Genomic DNA, 19,655 nt, shown 5'->3' with positions numbered 1-19,655 from the left:
GGGACATCAGAGAGATGCTGACGTCACTTGTCCTAACGAGTTATGACTATGAGGTTCTGTACGGCGAGAGCGCAACTACTTATGCTGACGAGTGACGTCGCGCGTGCGACGTGCCTACGACCTCACACCGGAGATGCCGAGATGTCGGAGATCCAGCGCCCCGGAGCCCTCTACCAGCAAGTCGCCGCCGCAATCCGCGAGGCGATCTTGTCGGGCGAGTTCGCCCCTGACTCCCTGTTGCCGTCCGAAGCCCAGCTCATGAGCCGCTACGGCGTCTCCCGCCCCACGGTCCGAAACGCGATCGCCGCATTGCGCGCCGAAGGCCTGATCGACGTCCGCCACGGCAAGGGCAGCTTCGTACGCTCCGACGGCCAGCCCACGCTCACCCTCGAACGACGTATCAGCCGCACCACAGACGGCCAGTTCGCCATGCCCGATGCTGACGTCTGGGAGGAGGCCGAAGAGCCCACCACGTACCGCGCGCGCACCACGAAAGCCACCGGTCAGCTTCTCCAACTGGCCGAGGAGGAAGCCGTGTTCGGCTGTGACCGGCTCCTGATCGACACTGCCACCGGCACCCGCGCGATGCATCGCACTCTGATCCCGTTCGAAGTCGCCGAGGCGGTGCCGCTGCTCGCGGAAGAACCGTGGAAGCGACCGGCAGCGATCTACTGGGTGCTCACCACGGACGGCCACAAGCTGTGGTGGTCGGAGACGGTCCGCGCCCGCATGCCGCTGCCCGATGAGCGCGCTACGCTCCAGCTCCCCGACGCGACCCCCATCCTGCACCTCGCCCGCGTTACGCACGGCACCGACGACCGTCCCCTGATCCTCGAAGAACTCCGAATCGGCGCCGACCGTGCCGAACTCGCTTTCCGGATCACCGCCGACAAGCAGCCCGCACGACGCGCCCGCGCCTGAGTGCCAGCGGCGATCGGTCGAAACAGCCTTCACTTCCTCAAGGGCGCGCCTGCGGCGCGCCGGGCCGCCCGGCCGCCCCGGCCGGGCGTGCGGCGTGACCGCCGGTCCCGGCCAGTCGCCGGCCGCCCCAGACCGCAGCACGCCCGAGACGTCGAGGAGTCGACCGGCCGTCGTGAGCAGGGGCGGGGTGGGCTGGGGGTCGACGGCCTCCGGGACTTTAGGCAGCTCCCATGGGGCGAGCCTCGAAGAACAGGGGGCCGACCGGGCTATTGCGGGCAGGCCAACAGCCAGCCCGGTTCGCGGGCGAGCGTAAGGCCCCCTGTTCTCTCGCCCCATGGCAGCTACTGCCCAAAGTCTCTGCGGCCGGCGACGTGCCCACGTGCCGCGCTCACCAGCGGATGGACGCCTCATGCTGCACCACCGTCGCCATCGTCCCCCGCCTCCAGAAGCACAGCGAGCCGGTCCATGTCAGCAGGCCTGCCCGCCAGGCGAACGACGCCGCGCCCGTCCTCATTCGTCGAGGCGACGGCCCGCACGACGGACAACTCGAAGCCCGCGCTCAGGAGCGCCCTGTTCAGGCGATCAGCGACCTCACGCCCCTCACGCCAGCCCGCCAAGTAGTCGACTCCCGGCACCCAGAGGCCGGTCTCCACGCCCGCGATGCCGTCGAGCCCATCGCCGAGCCAGTCCTCACTTGCGCCAGTCACCTTGCCCACCTCAGCCCTGATCCACATAACTGGTCATCAACTTCCTTTGGACCAGGGCCGAAAGCAGCACGGCGGCCCCGGTACCATCAGGCACCGGGAACCGCCGTGTTCCCAGCCGGGCCACCCTTCGCTTTCCAGGGCTGATGGGGTGGCCCGGCCTCGGTATGTGGTTGTGAAGCGCGGCCCCCTGCTCCAGGGCGGGGGAGTCCAGTGGCCCTATCGCAAGAGGCCGCGCTCCGCTGGCCGGAGGGGTCAGACTCCGGCCGGTTTCCGAGCCACCGCCCTGCTCCCGATCGCGTGGGAGTGACGAGGAGGCGGCGGCCCGGAGATCATTGACGCGGTTTGTAACCGTCCAGGTCGAAGCGACACCAGATCGTCTTGCCGCCGCCCTCGTCCGGCGTCCACCACACCGCCGCCGCCATCCGTTGCGTGATCATCAACCCGCGGCCGCTATCCGGAAGAACCGCCTCGCTCAGCTCCCCCACCAACTCGGGACAGAGGGCATCGCCCATGGGGAGAATCGGCGGCGTCGAGTCTTCGTCCTTGACTCCGATGAAGAACCACGCGGGGTACAGCTTGAAGATCACGTCGATGCGCCGACGTCCGCCGGGCCGGGAACGGGTACGGTCCGGCACCACGTGGTTCACCACGTTTCCCACCAGCTCCGAGACGGCCAGCCGGGCGTCATGCACCACTTCACCCGTGACGACGCCACGCAGGAACGCCGACGTCGTGTCACGTGCGACGCGGGCGGCGTCTCCGCACCCGTCGAAGAGCGTCAGCGCCAGGAAGTGCGCGTTTGCGGATGGATCCGGTGCAGCAAACCAGTGGGCGTATGCCTCCAGCTCCCTCGCCACATACTCAGCTTTCCCCGCGTCCATCACGTCCCCTTCTGCGCATTCGCCGGCGCTCACGTCACCGATTGCTTCACGCAAGCCAGTACACGACGCTCCGGGCGCGACCGGGAGCGTTCACCAGGGGGTTCACGCGAACACTTGCAAAGCCAAAGGGGGTTCGAGGATGAACCCCCTAGCGCGATACTGCTGTGACAGGATGAGCACTCGCCGTCATTCTCGGGTTGGCAGGGGAGCATGAGCCGAGAGCCGAACGCGCAGTTAATCGCCGTGATGACCGAGGCAGGTGTCTCGAACAAGGGTCTCGCGAAACGAATGAAGGATGCCGCCGCTCATCGAGGCATCAGGCTGGGAACCACACACGTCTCCGTGCAGCGATGGCGCGACGGCACAGGCATCCAGCCCCAGACTGCGGCGATCATGGCTGACGTGTTCAGTTCGAAGCTCGGACGCCGCGTCACACCGGGTGACCTTGGTTTCTTCGACCACACACAGTCGACTGCGCCGGAACCAGTCGACTACCCGAGCACGGTCCCCGCCGTCCTGTCGATGCTGGATGGCCTCGCACAGGAGCGCGCCGAAGCCGCGGTTACCGATCGCCTGGTCGTTGCCGACGCCGAGCTGAGTGCTGCTGTTCTGTCATGGATGATCGCGCGCCCTGACGGTGTCCAGCCAGACAATCCGGCCCACCAACGTGTAGGCATGCGCGACGTGCGGGCGATCAGAGACGCGGCTGCCACGTTCATGCAGCTCGACTTCAAGTACGGCGGGGGTCACGGCCACCGAGCCTTGCGCCACTATTTCCGCCACGAGGTCCTGCCGCTGCTCAGCGCGAGCTACAGCGAGAAGGTGGGTACCGCGTTGTTCAGCGCCGCCGCCGAGGTGTCCCAGTTGTTGGCGTGGACGGCATACGACGTTGGTAACCACCAACTGGCTTACCGGTACCTGACCGCCACGCTGCGGCTGTCCCAGGCTACCGACGACCGTATGTTCGGCTCCCGCATCCTCGGTAACCTCAGTCACCAAGCCAACTACCTCGGCAACCACGCCCAAGCCATCCAGCTGTCCCGTGCCGCCGTCGAGGGAGCGAGGGGGCGAGCCACCCCACGTGCGATGGCCAACTACTGGGCGATGGAAGCCCGGGCCCTGTCCAACGCGGGCGACCGGACCGGGGCCGGCCGCGCGATGAACGAGGCTGAACGAAACTTCGAGCGCGCGGACACCGTCGAAGACCCGGCGTGGCTCGGCTACTTCGACGATGCAGAGCTCATGGGCGAGTTCTGCCACTGCTTCCGCGATCTGAAGATGCGTCGCGAGGCAGTCGTGCACGCACAGCGCGCCGTCGACAGCACCGACCCGATGTACGCGCGCACTCTGGGTTTCTGCCGCATGGTGCTTGCCCAGAGTCAGCTACTCAACGGCGAGCTGGAAGCCGCCGTCACCACCGCAAGCCTGGCGGTCGACGGCGGCGACTCCCTACAGTCCTCCCGCTTCCAGCGCTACGTGACCGACTTCCAGCAGGAGGTCGACGTGCACGCCGGCAACCCCGCCGTGGCCGCCTTCAACGAGACGGTGCGGGACGCAATAGCCCGCTTCGACGAAGAGGACGAGTAGCAGTTACCAGGGCCGCCAGTCACGCGGCGCATCGTCGTTACGCAACCCGGCGATGCGCCGCTGGTACTCGGCCGCCGTCCTCTCGTCCTCCTGCACGTTCTGCATGAGCCACGTCGTCATGCCGAACTCTTGGAGCCTGCGCAGCGTGTCGTAGCCGTGCCAGTCGTGCAGGTCTCGCCCATAGGCCCGCACGAAGTCCGCGTACTGCTCATCCGTCTGCCATCCAAGGCTGTGATGCTCGGTGGCTGTGACCATCAGGTCCCACTCAGGGTGATCGAAGCAGAAGGCCTCGAAGTCGATCAGGATCACCCGCCCCTGGGTGTCCACCATCAGGTTCTGCACGTGAGCATCACCGTGCACCGGCCCCTTGGGGCTCTCGAACTGCAACTCCTCATACTGAGCCCGCAACTCATGCCAGCGCTTCCTCAGAAAGGCCCTGTCATCCTCCGGGATCATGGCCCGGTTGATCCGCAGCTCTTGCTTGTCGAAGGGATCGAACCGAGGCAACTCCAACCCGGCCGGCAGCGTCATGGCGTGCAGATCCCGGAGGATGCCACCCAACTCCCCGTACGAGGCCTTCCGCTCGCCCTCGACAATCAGCTGCCAGAACGTCACCGGGTGCCCGTCGATCAAGAGCGGCTGTTCCAAGCCTTCAACCAGACGGGCAGCCGGGAACCCATCCCCCTCCAACCACCGAGAGACGGCCACCTCCGTACGGGCTTTGGGCAGCCAGGCCTCTCCCCGAGCCACACGCACGATCACCGGCGCCGAGGCCAGCCGAAACAGCGCGTTCTCACCGAGCCGAATTAGCTCAGCACTTCTGTCAGCCAATCCCGCCGCCTGGCACGCGGCACTCATCACCCGCGTAGCCCTCGCCGACGTGAACCCCTCGTCCGTCCGAGCAGCGTCAACCGCCATGCCCGTACCAGCTCCCCTAGTCGCGCGCGATCAACCGGCGTACGTCTACAGGTGACCAACCCGACGCACGCCAGACACGACCTCGACCGTACCGAGCCCGCGCCCTAAGAGCGACCCCGAAGCACCACGGCAGCCCACATGACACTGCTGCACCCTAAAATCAAGGTCCTAGATGAGTTACGGGACGAACCTAAATGAATATACACCCCATTCACCGCATGCAAATAGAACCGTCCCGTCAGCCGACCAGCAAAGGTCGGCTAGCAGCCCTTCCGTGCGCAACACGGTAACTAGGGCGCCATCCATCCAGTTCCAAATGCGTATTGTTCGGCCTTGATAAACGGTGGCCATCCAAGTGCCTGCCGGAGAATAAGCCGGCTTTGTCGAGGATTCACCGAACACGGGAAATATTTGGCCGGTAGCAATATCCCGCACTTTCACATGTGAACCGTCTAGACCTACCAACCACACGCCATCTGGCGTCACGCTCAATTCCTGGGACCCATCGGAAAACTCTGCAATCGACACGACGGAGGAGTCAGGATTAAGACGCCAAATTTGGACGGCCTTACCTCCTCCCATAGAGTCAAAACCTTCCCCCTCTCCCGTGGCGAGCCAGCGCCCATCAGGAGAGACTGCGATCGAGCGCACGGTTCTTGGACCTGTAACAAATTGTTCGACAAGCATACCGAGTCTGTTCCAGATATACACTTTCCCTTCTTCACCGCCAGCGATGATCCGAGTGCCATCGGAAGTAATCGTTACTGCACGCAGAAATCCCACTTCCGTGAGGGTTTCAAGTAGAACACCGGAAGTATCCCAAAGGCGCACTCCTTCCTCTCCCACTGTGGCCAGCCACGTGGCATCATGAGAAAAAACAAGCCGTTCAATTCGAACCGGATGTTCGAATCGCGTAATCAATCCTCCGGTGCTCTGGCTCCTTATACACACCTGCCCGTTCACATTCACCGTCGCGAGAATATCTCCGGCCGGAGCTGCAACCACTTGCCGAACAGACGCCTCGGCCGTCGGCGCACTCCGTGGTTCAGAACTGGATATGCGATCCCAAATACGGATGACACTCCCGCCAGTTGCAATCCAGGCGCCATCAGGTGCCGCGGCTGCGGTGCGAATGAATCCTCGATTTTCCGTAAGAGAAGTTCTTGGCCGCAACGACCCGGCATCCAAAATATGAGATGTGGCGTTACCGCCACTAACGGCGAGCCAGGCACTGTCGGAAGAAATAAAGATCTGGCGTGCCGCCCCCAAGTCTTCATAGGAATACTCCTGAAATTCATCACTGCCTGAAGTCCAGATTTGCACGCCGTCGCCACTGGCAGCAGCGCACCAGTTCCCACTCGGGGCGACTGCCACGGAACGTACGACTCCCCGCCGCCTAGGAAGTGTGTGAGAGATCGCACCAGTGGTGGTTTCCCAGACTTGAACCTCGCCATTCGCATTTCCCGTAACGATCCATGATGCATCTGGAGAAATAGCTACAGATGTCACCCAATCGCATTCTAGACGCGAAACGATGGATGAGGTGTTGGCATCAATTAGCCTTACACCATCGTCATATCCAACGGCGACCCAAGCCCCGTTCGGCGCAACATCCATGGCACGCACTATGGAACTCACGCCAGTATCCAGAGGTTTCAAGTCTCCTCTTACGGGACTCCAGACCTTCACTTCCGCTTCACTGGCGAATACGACCTGTGAACCATCAGGAAAGAACCTAAGAGCCGTTGGGTCAGGAACCTCAATTTGCGCAAGGAGCCTGCCAGAAGACACCTCCCAGATATGAACCCCTAGCTCGCCGGCAACTGCTAGCCACTTACCATCTGGAGCAGCATCCATCAACCTGATCTCGCCGCCGTACTCAGCGCCTATAGTACGTAGTAGTGCCGGGTCGGGAAGATCAGGCGGTGGCCAGATATTCACCAGCATTGGACCGCTAGGTTGCTCATTCTTTCTGGCGGCAACTTGAGCCCGCCATTCCTCTACTGGTTCAAGTCGGCTGTAGAGGATGTAGCGAAGGGCGGAAGGAGGGTCGACAGGCTGCAACAGGTGAGCTATGCGCGCCAGATCTCTCGCTCGCGCAGCAGCAAAGGCGGTCGGAATCATCGCAAGATCAGACCACGGTGCCGTCGGGCCTCGGTGCAAAAGACGCGCTTCGATCCAGCGAAGATCGCCAGCAAGCGCCTCTGCTTCCAACACTCTCCCAGCGGCAAGGAGGTGATTTATCGAATGGTCAAGCATGTAGCCACCAGCCTGTTCCCACCAAGCAACATTGAGGGAAGGCATTGCGGGATTGGATTGCCGCGGAAGGCTACAGGAAACAGCATCCATCAATGCGGCATTCGTAGCTGCGAGGAGCCGCTCCCCAATTTCACCGCGAATATAGTCGCGCAAAACGTCATGCAGCCTTACGCTGCCCCCAGCCTCAGACTTAAGGAAGAGCAAGGAAAGGCCGTGCAGAGTTTGGCAAAGCTTTTGCGATTCAGGCCTGGACAGGTTACCGGTTTCGCGCCAAAGATTCGCAACTATATCCAGAGGGACTTCTTCATCCTCTGCAAAAATACCAAGCTCGATAAAGCGCGTGTATCCGCCGGCAGGTAGTAACCGAGTGGCTGCCTCTACAGTCGAGCGCACGGCAGTGCTTCGTCTCTTTGGGTTATCAAGGTCGACGGCTTCTGCCGGGTCATCTACACCTACTGGTCCGTCGTCTTGTAGTCGACGCAAAGTCTCCGATGCAGCGATATCTGGGTCAGTTCCACTAGCAATCCGAGTAGCGATAATGCGGTTTGTTAGACGCAGCAGAAGAGCCCAGCGCCCAGTGGCCGCGAGAAGTCCTTCATTAATCGGATTCGGCAAGTTCGGGAGGCCGTTCGTCAGAACGGCATAGGCCTGATCGGGAGACATTTGGTCGACCTGGATGCGCTCCGTGTTGTCAGGCAACACGGCAGGGATGCGCGTGGTCACAATCCGCACGCAATCCGCACCACCAAGTAGGAACGGAGCCAACTGTTCTTGTTCCCAAACGTCATCCAGAACCAATAGCGTTCGTGCACGTTGATCCAAGAGTCGACCAAAATGTGCGCCCGCTAGCTCTGGATCGTCAAAAGATGTCGTATCGCCGGTAACAAACCGTGTCACCTCGGCCACTTTCGCAGCTATCGCCGCTCGACCACGTACACTGCGGCCCACAGTAACGAAGTAGACACGGCCTTGGAAGTGCTTCTTAACTTTTGGACTCGCGCAAACAAGCGTGGCCAAAGTTGTCTTGCCAAAACCTCCAGCCCCTTCCAGGGCTGTCGTGAGACCTACCGGACCTGTTGTGCGTCGCCGCGTACATACGATGCTGATGACTCGATCAGCTTCGGTTCGGTCAACAACCCAGCCTGGCACTTCCGGAGCCGCCGGCGGCGGGGGATCGCTTGCAATTGCTGCTCCCGTTCCAGAGTTACCAAAACCCGCAAGCCAGGCGAGCACTCCCGCCCCTGCCCCGAGGACACTGGCAATGGGGTCAGCTGCATCAAAGCCTCCCCGCCACACGGCTACGCACAGCCATGACAGGCCAGCTCCCGCCAGACCATAGGCAACCGCACGTTGCCAGCGCCCCCCGGATCTCATGTCAAACGATCCTAGCTGCGTAGCCCGTGAATCAAGGAGCGTTACTCCACCTCTATGCCGTAGTCCCGGACGAGCTGCTCCAGGCCACCCGTATACCCCTTGCCTCCCAGCACGAACTCCCAGTCACCGTTGGACCTGCGCCGGAAGGAGCCGAGCACCAACGCGGTCTCTCGTGCCCGCCCGTCCGAGACCTCAAGCCGCCCGAGCTCGGTCATCGCCGGGTCCAGCAGCCGGATGCCGGCGTCTGTGAATCCAGAAAGGTCGGCCTTCGGGTTCACTTCCGGATCCACAGCGGCCACCAGAACGAACCGATCAGCGGCCTCTGGCAGCGCGTCGAAGGCGACACGAATGGCTGCCTTGTCCGGCCCCGCTGCCGGGACCGTGCGTACCGAACCGTCCGGTGTCTGCGGATTGTTGAAGAAGACGAAGTGGTCTTCGCTGAGGACTCGGCTGCCATGGCAGACCAGCGCGCACACGTCTAGTGCGACGTTGCCCGACCACGTCATGCCGAGCAGGTTGTAGTCGTCGGGCGGAGCCGCAGGACTGGACGTCGTCGGCTGCGCTGGTGCCGCCGGCCCTCCCTCTCCCAGGCGTCCACGTAGCCCATGCCTGTGCAGCAGGTCGACGAGTTCGCCGCCCGAGATCAGCTCCAAAGGCTTGCCCCGAGCGAAGGTGTGAGAGCCCGGACCGAACCCGGACGTCGTCACCAGAACACCCTTGTTGGCGCCGACGTCCTGGACAGTGCCGTAGAGGTCGCGCACGGCTGTAGGCGGCACCGTATCGCGGTAGCGCTTCACCTGTACGACGATCTTGCCGCCTCGGATGGGGGTGGGGTCCATCGCATCGACGTCCACACCACCATCGTTCGAGCGCTGAGTCGTCACGGCCTGCATTCCCATGGCCCGGAACAGATCGGCGACGAGGGACTCGAAGGCGATCGGGTCCATGTCGTACAGGTTCGGCTCGTGATCACCACCATGGGCGGCCACAGGGCTGCCGACGTCCTGAGGCTGCCGGCTCGGCCGCACGGAGGTGAGCTGGTCGGGCCGCGTCGAGAGCTGCCCCCTCAGCGCGTCGGTCAGGCAGCTGACCGGGTCCACCTGTCCCAGATGCAGGTCCGTGAAAGCCGCCCGAGAAGCCATGACAGTCGCCAGGAAGATCTGCGTCTGTCGTCCTGTCGCCGGATCGGGGGCGTCCGCGAAGCCGTTCAGAGCTACCGAGTCGAGGATGCCGTACTCGTCCGCCGCGAACAGCTGATGCAGAACCAGCAGCGTGCTCTGCCCCAGCACCTCTCGGTACAGCGCTCGACGCTGGCTCACCGGACGTGCCGCTTCCTTGTACTGATCCTCCCGGGACAGGTACCTCACGGACTTCGCTTCCGGAACAACGTCGTATGTGGGCAGTTCCCAGTCCAGCACCAACTGCCGCCCCGCTACGTCGTAGGCCGCCGCCACCTGCCGAGGAAAGCCCTCCGGCCAAGCCGTCGACGCGTAGAGCGCAGCGGAGAAGTACTCGACCACGGAGTCCGGGTCGCCCCGCCTGACCCTCTCGGTCACTTCCACGACCCCAGCGTTGTGCCGACGCACCTCGGCCCGCTGAGACTCCGCCCTCTGCTCGTAGTCCCGCTGCAACGCGGCTAACTGTTGCTGCCGCTGCGCCTCCGCGGCCTGCGCGGCATGCCAGTCGTGCTCGAACCGAGCCCGCGCCTCAGCCTGTACCTGTGCTCGCCGGTTGGCGGTCCAGCCGCCCTGAGCCTGGTACTGGTTCGGGTCGGGCATCCGCACCGGCCATGCGAGCTGCCCTGGGTCAAACGGTGGGATGTCTTCCGCACGCATGAGAGACGATGTCCTGAAGGCTGGCGCCTGGCAGCCCGTTGTCAGCAGACCTTGCAGGGCTGCAACCTGAGCTTCCAGCTCCTCCGTACATCGCCTGGCCTCGGCCTGGCGGTAGTCTCGTTGGCTTTGCGTGGCCAGCCGCTGGTACGTCCGGGCCTGGCGAGCCTCCTCCCGACGCCGCCTCGCCTCGGCTTCCACCTGACGTTGTTGCTGCCGCTGAATCTCAGCCCACGCACCGACAAAACCAGCAGAGCGACGACTCATGCGCTACAGGCCCTCCCCAGGACGTCGGCACAGCCGACCAAGCTCTGGTTGCCCCCGCAACCAGTAGTAACAAAACGACTGTATCCAGCAATCGCCGTCGTGAATATCAAGTTGCCAAAGCGATCAGAACGGATTGTTCGGGCAGGTCACCGCGCGCCCGTTCTCCACGACGCAACCTCACTGTGCAAGGACGTCATCCTGCGCCGACATGACTGAGCCCCCTCCGAGTCGAAGGGGGCTCAGTAGTCACGAAGAGGCTTCAGCGAAGCTCCGAGAGGTTCAGACCCACTCCACCTCAGAATGGATGGCCGAGGCCTCTCCCGGGCCAGGCAGAGGCGTACAAGGCCCACTCCGCTGCACCGGGTGCCGACGGCTCGAAGCCCCGACAGCAGCCAACGCAGCAGTCACCTCGTCCTCACTCGCCCCCGCCAGGGCATCCATCACCCGAACGAGTGCGTCACTCACCTCAGTGCGAGTGACCGCTCGGCGCCGGCGCGGCATTCTTGACCGTGAGAGGCAGCAGCTTCTTACCGGTCGGACCGATTTGTATGGCCGTGTCCATCTGCGGGCACACCCCACAGTCGAAGCACGGGGTCCACCGGCAGTCCTCGACCTCGGTCTCGTCGAGGGAGTCCTGCCAGTCCTCCCAGAGCCAGTCCTTGTCCAAACCTGAGTCGAGGTGGTCCCAGGGGAGGACCTCCTCGTAGGTGCGCTCGCGGGTGGTGTACCAGTCGACGTCGACGCCGAACTCCGGCAGCGTCTTCTCGGCGCACGCCATCCAGCGGTCGTACGAGAAGTGCTCGCGCCAGCCGTCGAAGCGGCCGCCGTCGTCGTAGACCGCGCGGATGACCGCGCCGATGCGGCGGTCGCCGCGGGAGAGCAGGCCTTCGACGATGCCGGGCTTGCCGTCGTGGTAGCGGAAGCCGATGGAGCGGCCGTACTTCTTGTCGCCGCGGATCTTGTCCCGCAGCTTCTGCAGCCGGGCGTCCGTCTCCTCGGCGGAGAGCTGCGGGGCCCACTGGAAGGGGGTGTGGGGCTTGGGGACGAAGCCGCCGATCGAGACCGTGCAGCGGATGTCGTTGGAGCGGGAGACCTCGCGGCCCTTGGCGATGACCTTGGTCGCCATGTCGGCGATCTGGAGGACGTCGTCGTCGGTCTCCGTGGGCAGGCCGCACATGAAGTACAGCTTCACCTGGCGCCAGCCGTTGCCGTACGCGGTGGAGACCGTGCGGATCAGGTCGTCCTCGGAGACCATCTTGTTGATGACCTTGCGGATGCGTTCCGAGCCGCCCTCGGGGGCGAAGGTGAGGCCGGAGCGGCGGCCGTTCCTCGTCAGTTCGTTCGCCAGGTCGATGTTGAAGGCGTCCACGCGGGTGGAGGGGAGGGACAGGCCGATCTTGTCCTCCTCGTAGCGGTCCGCCAGGCCCTTGGCGACGTCGGCGATCTCCGTGTGGTCCGCCGAGGAGAGGGACAGCAGGCCCACCTCCTCGAAGCCCGTCGCCTTCAGGCCCTTGTCGACCATGTCCCCGATGCCCGTGATGGAGCGTTCGCGGACCGGGCGGGTGATCATGCCGGCCTGGCAGAAACGGCAGCCGCGGGTGCAGCCGCGGAAGATCTCCACCGACATGCGCTCGTGGACCGTCTCGGCCAGCGGGACCAGGGGCTGCTTGGGGTACGGCCACTCGTCCAGGTCCATGACGGTGTGCTTGGAGACCCGCCACGGGACACCGCTGCGCTTGGGTACGACTCGGGCGATCCGGCCGTCGGGCAGGTACTCGACGTCGTAGAAGCCGGGGACGTACACCCCGCCCGTGCGGGCGAGGCGGAAGAGGAGTTCCTCGCGGCCGCCGGGGCGGCCCTCCGCCTTCCAGGCTCGGATGATCGCGGTGACTTCCAGGACGGCCTGCTCGCCGTCGCCGATGACCGCGCAGTCGATGAAGTCCGCGATCGGCTCGGGGTTGAACGCGGCGTGCCCGCCGGCCATGACGATCGGGTCGTCCAGGCCGCGGTCCTTGGACTCCAGCGGGATGCCGGACAGGTCCAGGGCCGCCAGCATGTTCGTGTAGCCCAGCTCCGTGGAGAAGGACAGGCCGAACACGTCGAACGCCTTGACGGGCCGGTGGCTGTCCACCGTGAACTGCGGGACCTTGTGCTCCCGCATCAGCGCCTCCAGGTCCGGCCACACGCTGTAGGTGCGCTCGGCGAGGACGCCCTGCTGTTCGTTCAGTACCTCGTAGAGGATCATGACGCCCTGGTTGGGCAGACCGACCTCGTAGGCGTCCGGGTACATGAGCGCCCAGCGGACATCGCTGGAGTCCCACTCCTTGACCGTGGAGTTGAGCTCCCCGCCGACGTACTGAATCGGCTTCTGCACATGCGGGAGCAGAGCTTCGAGCTGCGGGAAGACCGACGCAGCGACTTCGGCAGGCATGTCGCGCACCTTCGTGAGCTGGACTGTACTGACAGGGGTGACCATCCAGCCTAACGTGATCGCGGGGCGTCTCCGTACGCCCGAGGCTCAGAGGCCGGCCGTCCCGTCCTTGATCCCGTCCCAGAACCCGGGCAGTTCGGCCTCCACGCGCGCGGCCCGCTGCTCCTCCCGCTCGTGGAGCAGGCCGTAGGTGAAGGCGCTCTCCCCCGCCGCGTGGGCGACCGCCGACAGCTCGCGCAGGGTCTGCCGGGCCATCACGCTGTCCTGGTGCTCGCCGAGCAGGTTCTGCAGCGCCTTCATGGTCTTGACCAGGTTCTTGGCCGGCTTGCCGAGGGCGGGTCGGCCCGCCTCGGCCGCGTAGCGGGTGCGCTTGGTCTTCTTGCGCGCCTCGTGGATCGCGACGTCCCGGTCGGTGCCGGGCTCCAGCTCCCGTGCCTGCTGGACCAGCGCGGTGACCTTGCGGAAGTCCTTCTTCACGGCCTTGGCGATCACCTTGCGGGGCTTCTTGCCGGCCGCCTTGAGCAGCGGCGGGTCGGCGATCAGCGCGTCCAGGGTGTCGAGGAGGGCGAGGTAGCGGCGGGAGTCCAGGACGCCGAGGAGGTGTCCGCGGGCCGCGCTGTGCTCGGCGCTCGACCAGGAGCGGATCCGCTCCGGCACGGGGCCGCGGACCAATCCGTCGGGCACCTCGTCGAGGGCCGCCGTCAGCCGTTCGGCCAGCACCTCCCGGTCCCGGTCCAGGCCCAGCTCACCGGCCAGCCACTTCAGCTCGTCGCCGACCGGGTCGGTGGCGGACCGGTCGAGGACCTCGCCGTACGACTTGAAGGTGCTGCGCAGCCGCCGGGTGGCCACGCGCATGCTGTGCACGGAGTCCTCGGCGTCCCTGCGGACGGCCGGGTCGAGCTCGACGATCGCGTCGCGCTGGGCGCGTACGTAGGCGAGCACATGGTCCCCGGCGGTCACCGGGTCCCCGGCGGAGGCGGACGGGCGCTTCGTGGCAGGGACCGTCTCCGCGAGGGCACGGGCCAGCTTCGACGCCGACGCCGACGGCCGTACGCCCGCCTTGCGCAGCCGCTTCTCCACCTTGTCGAGGACGGCCGGGTCGCCACCGTCGGCGAGTTCCACCTCGATCTCGGTCCACTGTGTCTCGGCGCCGGCGGGCGTGAGCCGCTCGGCGTGTACGGCGTCGACGGCGACCTCGGCGAGCAGTCCACCGTCGGCGTCGACGAGGTGATGTACGTCACGCTCGCAGCGCAGTCGGACCACGGGCAGCAGCTCGCCGCCGCGGACACGGGAGCGGACGAGCCCGGCGAGGTCGTCGGGGAGGGTGTCGGAGAGCGGGGCGTGCAGCTCGTCGCGGACGCCGGGGGCGATCGGGAACTTCAGGTGCCAGCCCGCGTCGGAACCGCCGGTGCGGCGGCGCAGGGTGACGGACGACGCGGCGAGGCGTTCGTCCACGGTGTCGTAGTAGGTGGCGTCGAGGTGGGCGACGCCCTTGTCGACAACGGCCGCGACCCCGGCGACACCGGTCAGGTCGGGAAGCCCGCTCTCGCCGGATTCGTACTTGCGCTCGATCTCGCGTTTCGACTCCGCCATGCAATGAATCTAGCGGCTGACCGGCCGGGACGGCAGTGGGGGCGCCCCGGGAGGGTCGTCGCGTTCAGGTCGTCAGCAGGGCCCGCATCTCCTCGCCGTCCGGGAACGGCGCGTCCTGCGCCGTCCGGGAGACGAGATACACATGGGCGTCCTCGAACTGGTGGTACGACAGCGGCTCCGGGCCCTGACCGACGATCAGCACATTGTGCTCCAGGCGCCAGCTGACGTACCGGGTCTGGAACCTGGGCTGCCGGATGTCGTGGTCCGGCAGGCCCAGCCGGTCGGTGAAGCGCCGCACCACGGCGCCGAAGTGGGCGTCGAACTCCGGCCGCCAGGCGCCCTCCTCGCTCGTCCAGCCGGGCATGGTGCCCCAGCAGTCCTCGTCGAGCAGGCCGCCGTCGACCGAGTAGAGATAGGCGAACGGCAGGTGGAGCGAGCCGTCGCCTTCGCAGGTGACGAAGTGTCCCTGGGGGGTGAGGTGGGTGGCGTCGGGGACATCGGGGGTGTCCTCGTACGCCGGTCCTCGCACCGCCTGCGACCAGTCGGGCCAGCCTGCCTCGCGCGTCCGGGACCCGATGGCGTCGTCGTCGGTCAGGTCCAGCTCCGCCAGCGCGAGGAGATGACTCACCAGCTCCTCGGTCACCGGGCACAGGGCCACGTGCTCCCCGGACATTCCGCTCCCCCCCAGCCGCTAGGCCGACATCGGCCGCTGCACCCGGATCGACTGCAACAACCCGACCGCTATCCACACGGCGAACATCGACGAACCGCCGTACGACACGAAGGGCAGCGGCAGGCCGGTGACGGGCATGATGCCGAGCGTCATGCCGACGTTCTCGAACGTCTGGAAGCCGAACCAGGCGACGATGCCCGCGGCCACGATGGTGCCGTACAGGTCGCTGGTGTCCCGGGCGATGGCGCAGGCCCGCCACAGGACGATGCCGAGCAGCAGGATGATCAGGCCGCCGCCGAGGAAGCCCAGCTCCTCCCCCGCCACGGTGAAGACGAAGTCCGTCTGCTGCTCGGGCACGAACTGGCCGGTGGTCTGCGAGCCGTGGAAGAGGCCGGAGCCGGTCAGCCCGCCGGAACCGATGGCGATCCGGGCCTGGTTGGTGTTGTAGCCGACGCCTGCCGGGTCGAGCTCGGGATTGGCGAAGGCGGCGAAGCGGTTGATCTGGTAGTCGTCGAGCACTCCGAGCTGCCAGACGGCGATCGCGCCGATGGCGCCCGCGCCGAGCAGGCCGAACACCCACCGGTTGGACGACCCGGAGGCGAGCAGCACGCCGAGCACGATGATGACCATGACCATGACCGACCCGAGGTCGGGCATGAGCATCACGATCAGCATGGGCACGGTGGCCAGGCCCAGGGCCTGCACGACCGTGCGGTGATCGGGGTACTGCTTGTCGCCCGCGTCGACCCGGGCCGCCAGCAGCATCGCCATGCCCAGGATGATCGTGACCTTCACGAACTCCGAGGGCTGGAGCGAGAAGCCGCCAGGGAGCTTGATCCACGAGTGGGCGCCGTTGATCGTGGAGCCGAGCGGGGTGAGCACCAGCAGGATCAGCAGGAGCGAGACGCCGTACAGGATCGGCACGGCCGTGCGCAGGGCGCGGTGGCCGAGCCAGATCGTGCCGGCCATCAGGGCGAGGCCGATGCCGGTGTTCAGCAGGTGCCGGACGAGGAAGTAGTACGGGTCGTCCTGGTTGAGCTCGGTGCGGTTGCGGGTCGCCGAGTAGACGAGGAGCGTGCCGAGCAGCGACAGGGCCAGCGCCGACAGCAGGATCGGCCAGTCGAGCCGCCGCACGACCGAGTCACGGGCGAGGAGCCGGGTCCAGCCGGAGCGCTCGGGCCCGTAGCCGGAGACCTGGAAGCTGTTCACACCGCCGGTCATGCCGCCCACCTCCGGCTTCCCCTGCGGCGCCGCCGCCTTCGGGTGTCACGGTTCTCCGGCGTCGGCGGGGCGGCCGTCGCCGGCTGGAGCGGGTCGGCCGGGGCGTTCGGGTCCTTCTTCTCGGCCTGCTGGTCCTTGGCCGGGTCCTTGGAGACCTTCGGCGAGGAGATGGTGCCGTCGGTCTTGACCTTCGGCAGGGCCCCCTGCGGGGTGGGCAGCAGGGCCTTCTTCTTGTCGATCTTGCCGTCCTCGGAGACGCCGTACAGCGCGTTGTAGATGTTGCGGACGGCGGGGCCCGAGGCGCCGGAGCCCGTACCACCCTGGGCGATCGTCATGACGATCGCGTAGTCCTTGGTGTAGGTGGCGAACCACGAGGTCGTCTGCTTGCCGTAGACCTCGGCCGTACCCGTCTTGGCGTGCATCGGGATCTTGTCCTGCGGCCAGCCGCCGAACCTCCAGGCGGCCGTACCGCGGGTGGCGACTCCCGCGAGGGCATCGTCTATCCGGTCGCGCGTCGTCTTCGTCATCGGCAGCTTGCCGTGCGACTTGGGCTGGATCGGCGTGACGGTCTTGCCGTCGGCGCTGATGACGGCCTTGCCGACGGAGGGGTCGTAGAGGGTGCCGCCGTTGGAGATGGCGCCGTAGATGGTGGCCATCTGGATCGGCGTGACGAGGGTGTCACCCTGGCCGATGGAGTAGTTGACGGAGTCACCGGCGCGCAGGCGGTTGCCCTCGAGGCAGTTCTCGTAGGCGATCTTCTCGGCGTAGCTGCCGTTGCGCTTGCCGGTGCGGCACCAGACGTCCTTGTTGGCCTTCCAGTAGTCCAGCTTCCACTGGCGGTCGGGGATGCGGCCGGTGACCTCGTTGGGCAGGTCGATGCCGGTCTCCTTGCCGAGGCCGAACTGGTGGGCGGTCTTGTAGAACCAGTCGTTGGTCTTCTTCTTCGGCTTGGCGCCGCCGTCGCGCATCCACTCCTCGTGGGAGAGCCGGTAGAAGACGGTGTCGCAGGAGACCTCCAGGGCGCGGCCGAGGCTGATCGGGCCGTATCCCTTGGACTCGAAGTTCTTGAAGACCTGGCCGCCGAGGGAGAACGAACTGGAGCACTGGTAGGGGCCGTCGAAGGAGTAGCCGGCGTTGATCGCGGCGGCCGTCGGGACGACCTTGAAGATGGAGCCGGGCGCCGACTGGCCCTGGATCGCGCGGTTGAGCAGCGGGTAGTTGGAGCTCTTCCCGGTGAGCCGCGCGTAGTCCTTGGCGGAGATGCCACCGACCCAGGCGTTGGGGTCGTAGTTCGGGTTGGACGCCATGGCGACGACCCGGCCGGTCTTGGCCTCCATCACCACGACGGCACCGGAGTCGGCCTTGTAGTTGGTGCCGGTGTTCCGGTCGTTCTGCTTGCGGGCTTCCTTCATGGCCTCGTTCAGCTGGTACTCGGCGATCCGCTGGACGCGGGAGTCGATGCTGGTGACGAGGTTGTCGCCCGGGTGGGTCGGGTCGGCCTCGGCCTGGCCGATGACACGGCCGAGGTTGTCGACCTCGTAGCGCGTGACGCCGGCCTTGCCACGCAGCTGCTTGTCGTACTGGCGTTCAAGACCGGAGCGGCCGACCTGGTCGGAGCGCAGATACGGCGAGTTGGTGTTCTGCGCCTGCTTGATCTCCTCGTCGGTGACCGGCGAGAGGTAGCCGAGGACCTGGGCGGTGTTGGCCTTGCCCGGGCTCGGGTAGCGGCGCATGGCCTCCGGCTCGGCGGTGATGCCGGGGAAGTCCTCGGCGCGCTCGCGGATCTGCAGGGCCTGCTTGGGCGTGGCCTCGTCCGTGATGGGGATCGGCTGGTACGGCGAGCCGTTCCAGCAGGGCTGGGGCGTCTCGGAGTCGCACAGCCGGACCTTCGCCATGACCTCCTCGGGCTTCATGCCCAGGACCTTGGCGAGCTTGGTGAGGACGTCCTTGCCGTCGTCCGGCATCTTCAGCAGGTCCGTACGGGACGCGGAGACGACCAGCCGGGTCTCGTTGTCGGCGAGGGCCACACCGCGCGCGTCCAGGATCGAACCCCGGACGGCGGGCTGGACGACTTGCTGGACGTGGTTCCCGGACGCCTCCTTGGCGTACGCCGCGCCCTCACGGATCTGGAGGTACCACAGGCGTCCGCCGAGCGTGAGCAGGAGCGAGAGGACGAGAACCTGGATGACGACGAGCCGGATCTGGACCCGGGTGTTCCGCCCGGTCTCGGGAATGTTGGTCACGGGTGCTGCCTCCCCCTCTCCCTACGCGTACGAGTCTGTGATGTCGGGATGAAGTCCCCTGCGTTCACAGCCGCTTGACCCCCTTGATGCGCCCGGCCCGCGCCATCCGGGCCCGGGCCGCCTTCACCCGCAGCCCGTTGCGCTGGCTGCCGATCTTCAGGCCCGTGCCGCCGGAGAGCCAGCCGGAGGAGATGTCGGAGGCCTTGGAGCCGGAGCCGGAGTCGGCGAGCGGATCGTTCTCGGCGCGCCGGGCCAGGGCCATGATCCCCGGCACGACGAACGGGGCGAGCAGCAGGTCGTAGAGGGCGGCCGTGAACAGCAGGCTGCCCAGGCCCACATGACGGGCGGCGGTATCACCGACGAGGGCGCCGACCCCGGCGTACAGCAGGGTCGAGCCGATGGCGGCGGCGACCACCACGACCATGGGGCCGGTGGCGGACTTCAGCCGGCCCGTCTCCGGCTTCGCCAGGCCGGCGAGATAGCCGATGACACAGAGCACGAGGGCGTACCGCCCGGCGGCGTGGTCGGCGGGCGGGGCCAGGTCGGCCAGCAGGCCCGCGCCGAAGCCGACGAGGGCGCCACCCATGTGGCCGTACACCAGGGCCAGGCCGAGGACGGTGAGGAGCATCAGGTCGGGCACGGCGCCCGGCAGGTGCAGACGGGCGAGGACGCTCACCTGGATCACCAGGGCGACGACGACCAGGGCGGAGGAGAGCAGGATCCGGTTGACGCGCATGAGGTGACAGCT

Annotated in this window: 13 protein-coding genes; 2 read left to right on the top strand and 11 right to left on the bottom strand. The window is 66.1% G+C overall.

The window, feature by feature from the left end:
* Window positions 1-141: 141 nt before the first annotated feature.
* Complete coding sequence (locus ACFT4A_RS07600) at window positions 142-921, top strand: GntR family transcriptional regulator (RefSeq protein WP_382826858.1); 780 nt, start codon at window positions 142-144, stop codon at window positions 919-921.
* Between the two features lie 407 nt (window positions 922-1,328).
* On the opposite strand, the gene ACFT4A_RS07595 is transcribed toward ACFT4A_RS07600, so the two are convergent.
* Both ACFT4A_RS07595 and ACFT4A_RS07590 read right to left on the bottom strand, forming a co-directional pair.
* Entirely contained in the window at window positions 1,329-1,628 is a 300-nt protein-coding gene (locus tag ACFT4A_RS07595) for a hypothetical protein (RefSeq protein ID WP_382577137.1), read from the bottom strand.
* A 329-nt stretch (window positions 1,629-1,957) separates the two neighbouring features.
* On the bottom strand, window positions 1,958-2,509 hold the full coding sequence (locus ACFT4A_RS07590) for an ATP-binding protein (protein ID WP_382827156.1): 552 nt from the start codon (window positions 2,507-2,509) through the stop codon (window positions 1,958-1,960).
* A 210-nt stretch (window positions 2,510-2,719) separates the two neighbouring features.
* Here ACFT4A_RS07590 and ACFT4A_RS07585 point away from each other — a divergent pair, with 210 nt between their 5' ends.
* Window positions 2,720-4,096: a sporulation protein gene (locus ACFT4A_RS07585; RefSeq protein WP_382826856.1), complete on the top strand. Its 1,377-nt coding sequence runs from the start codon at window positions 2,720-2,722 to the stop codon at window positions 4,094-4,096.
* Window positions 4,097-4,099: 3 nt separating this feature from the next.
* Here the strand turns inward: ACFT4A_RS07585 and ACFT4A_RS07580 are convergent, their stop codons facing one another.
* From ACFT4A_RS07580 to mreD, 9 genes are all read right to left on the bottom strand, one after another.
* Window positions 4,100-5,014, bottom strand: coding sequence for a phosphotransferase enzyme family protein (locus tag ACFT4A_RS07580; protein WP_382826854.1), 915 nt, complete (start codon window positions 5,012-5,014; stop codon window positions 4,100-4,102).
* A 177-nt stretch (window positions 5,015-5,191) separates the two neighbouring features.
* Window positions 5,192-8,647, bottom strand: coding sequence for an NB-ARC domain-containing protein (locus tag ACFT4A_RS07575; protein ID WP_382826852.1), 3,456 nt, complete (start codon window positions 8,645-8,647; stop codon window positions 5,192-5,194).
* 41 nt (window positions 8,648-8,688) lie between these two features.
* A complete protein-coding gene (locus ACFT4A_RS07570; protein ID WP_382826851.1) occupies window positions 8,689-10,746 on the bottom strand; it encodes a restriction endonuclease in 2,058 nt (685 codons plus the stop codon).
* 466 nt (window positions 10,747-11,212) lie between these two features.
* Window positions 11,213-13,177 (bottom strand): TIGR03960 family B12-binding radical SAM protein, encoded by a 1,965-nt coding sequence (locus ACFT4A_RS07565; protein ID WP_382826849.1) that lies wholly within the window; start codon window positions 13,175-13,177, stop codon window positions 11,213-11,215.
* An 87-nt stretch (window positions 13,178-13,264) separates the two neighbouring features.
* A complete protein-coding gene (locus ACFT4A_RS07560) occupies window positions 13,265-14,770 on the bottom strand; it encodes a CHAD domain-containing protein (protein ID WP_382826847.1) in 1,506 nt (501 codons plus the stop codon).
* A gap of 64 nt (window positions 14,771-14,834) precedes the next feature.
* Window positions 14,835-15,443, bottom strand: a complete 609-nt coding sequence (locus ACFT4A_RS07555; protein WP_382826846.1) for a hypothetical protein — start codon at window positions 15,441-15,443, stop codon at window positions 14,835-14,837.
* An 18-nt stretch (window positions 15,444-15,461) separates the two neighbouring features.
* Complete coding sequence (gene rodA, locus ACFT4A_RS07550; protein ID WP_382826844.1) at window positions 15,462-16,664, bottom strand: rod shape-determining protein RodA; 1,203 nt, start codon at window positions 16,662-16,664, stop codon at window positions 15,462-15,464.
* Entirely contained in the window at window positions 16,661-18,907 is a 2,247-nt protein-coding gene (gene mrdA / locus ACFT4A_RS07545) for a penicillin-binding protein 2 (protein ID WP_382826842.1), read from the bottom strand. Before mrdA ends, rodA begins: the two co-directional genes overlap by 4 nt.
* A 64-nt stretch (window positions 18,908-18,971) precedes the next feature.
* The gene (gene mreD / locus ACFT4A_RS07540; RefSeq protein ID WP_382826841.1) at window positions 18,972-19,643 is read right to left on the bottom strand and encodes a rod shape-determining protein MreD; all 672 of its coding nucleotides are present in this window, start codon (window positions 19,641-19,643) and stop codon (window positions 18,972-18,974) included.
* Between the last annotated feature and the right edge of the window lie 12 nt (window positions 19,644-19,655).

The organism is Streptomyces sp. NPDC057099 (genome assembly GCF_042671245.1).
In the GTDB taxonomy this organism is placed as follows: Bacteria; Actinomycetota; Actinomycetes; order Streptomycetales; family Streptomycetaceae; genus Streptomyces; species Streptomyces purpurascens.
This window is presented reverse-complemented; position numbering and strand designations above follow the sequence as displayed.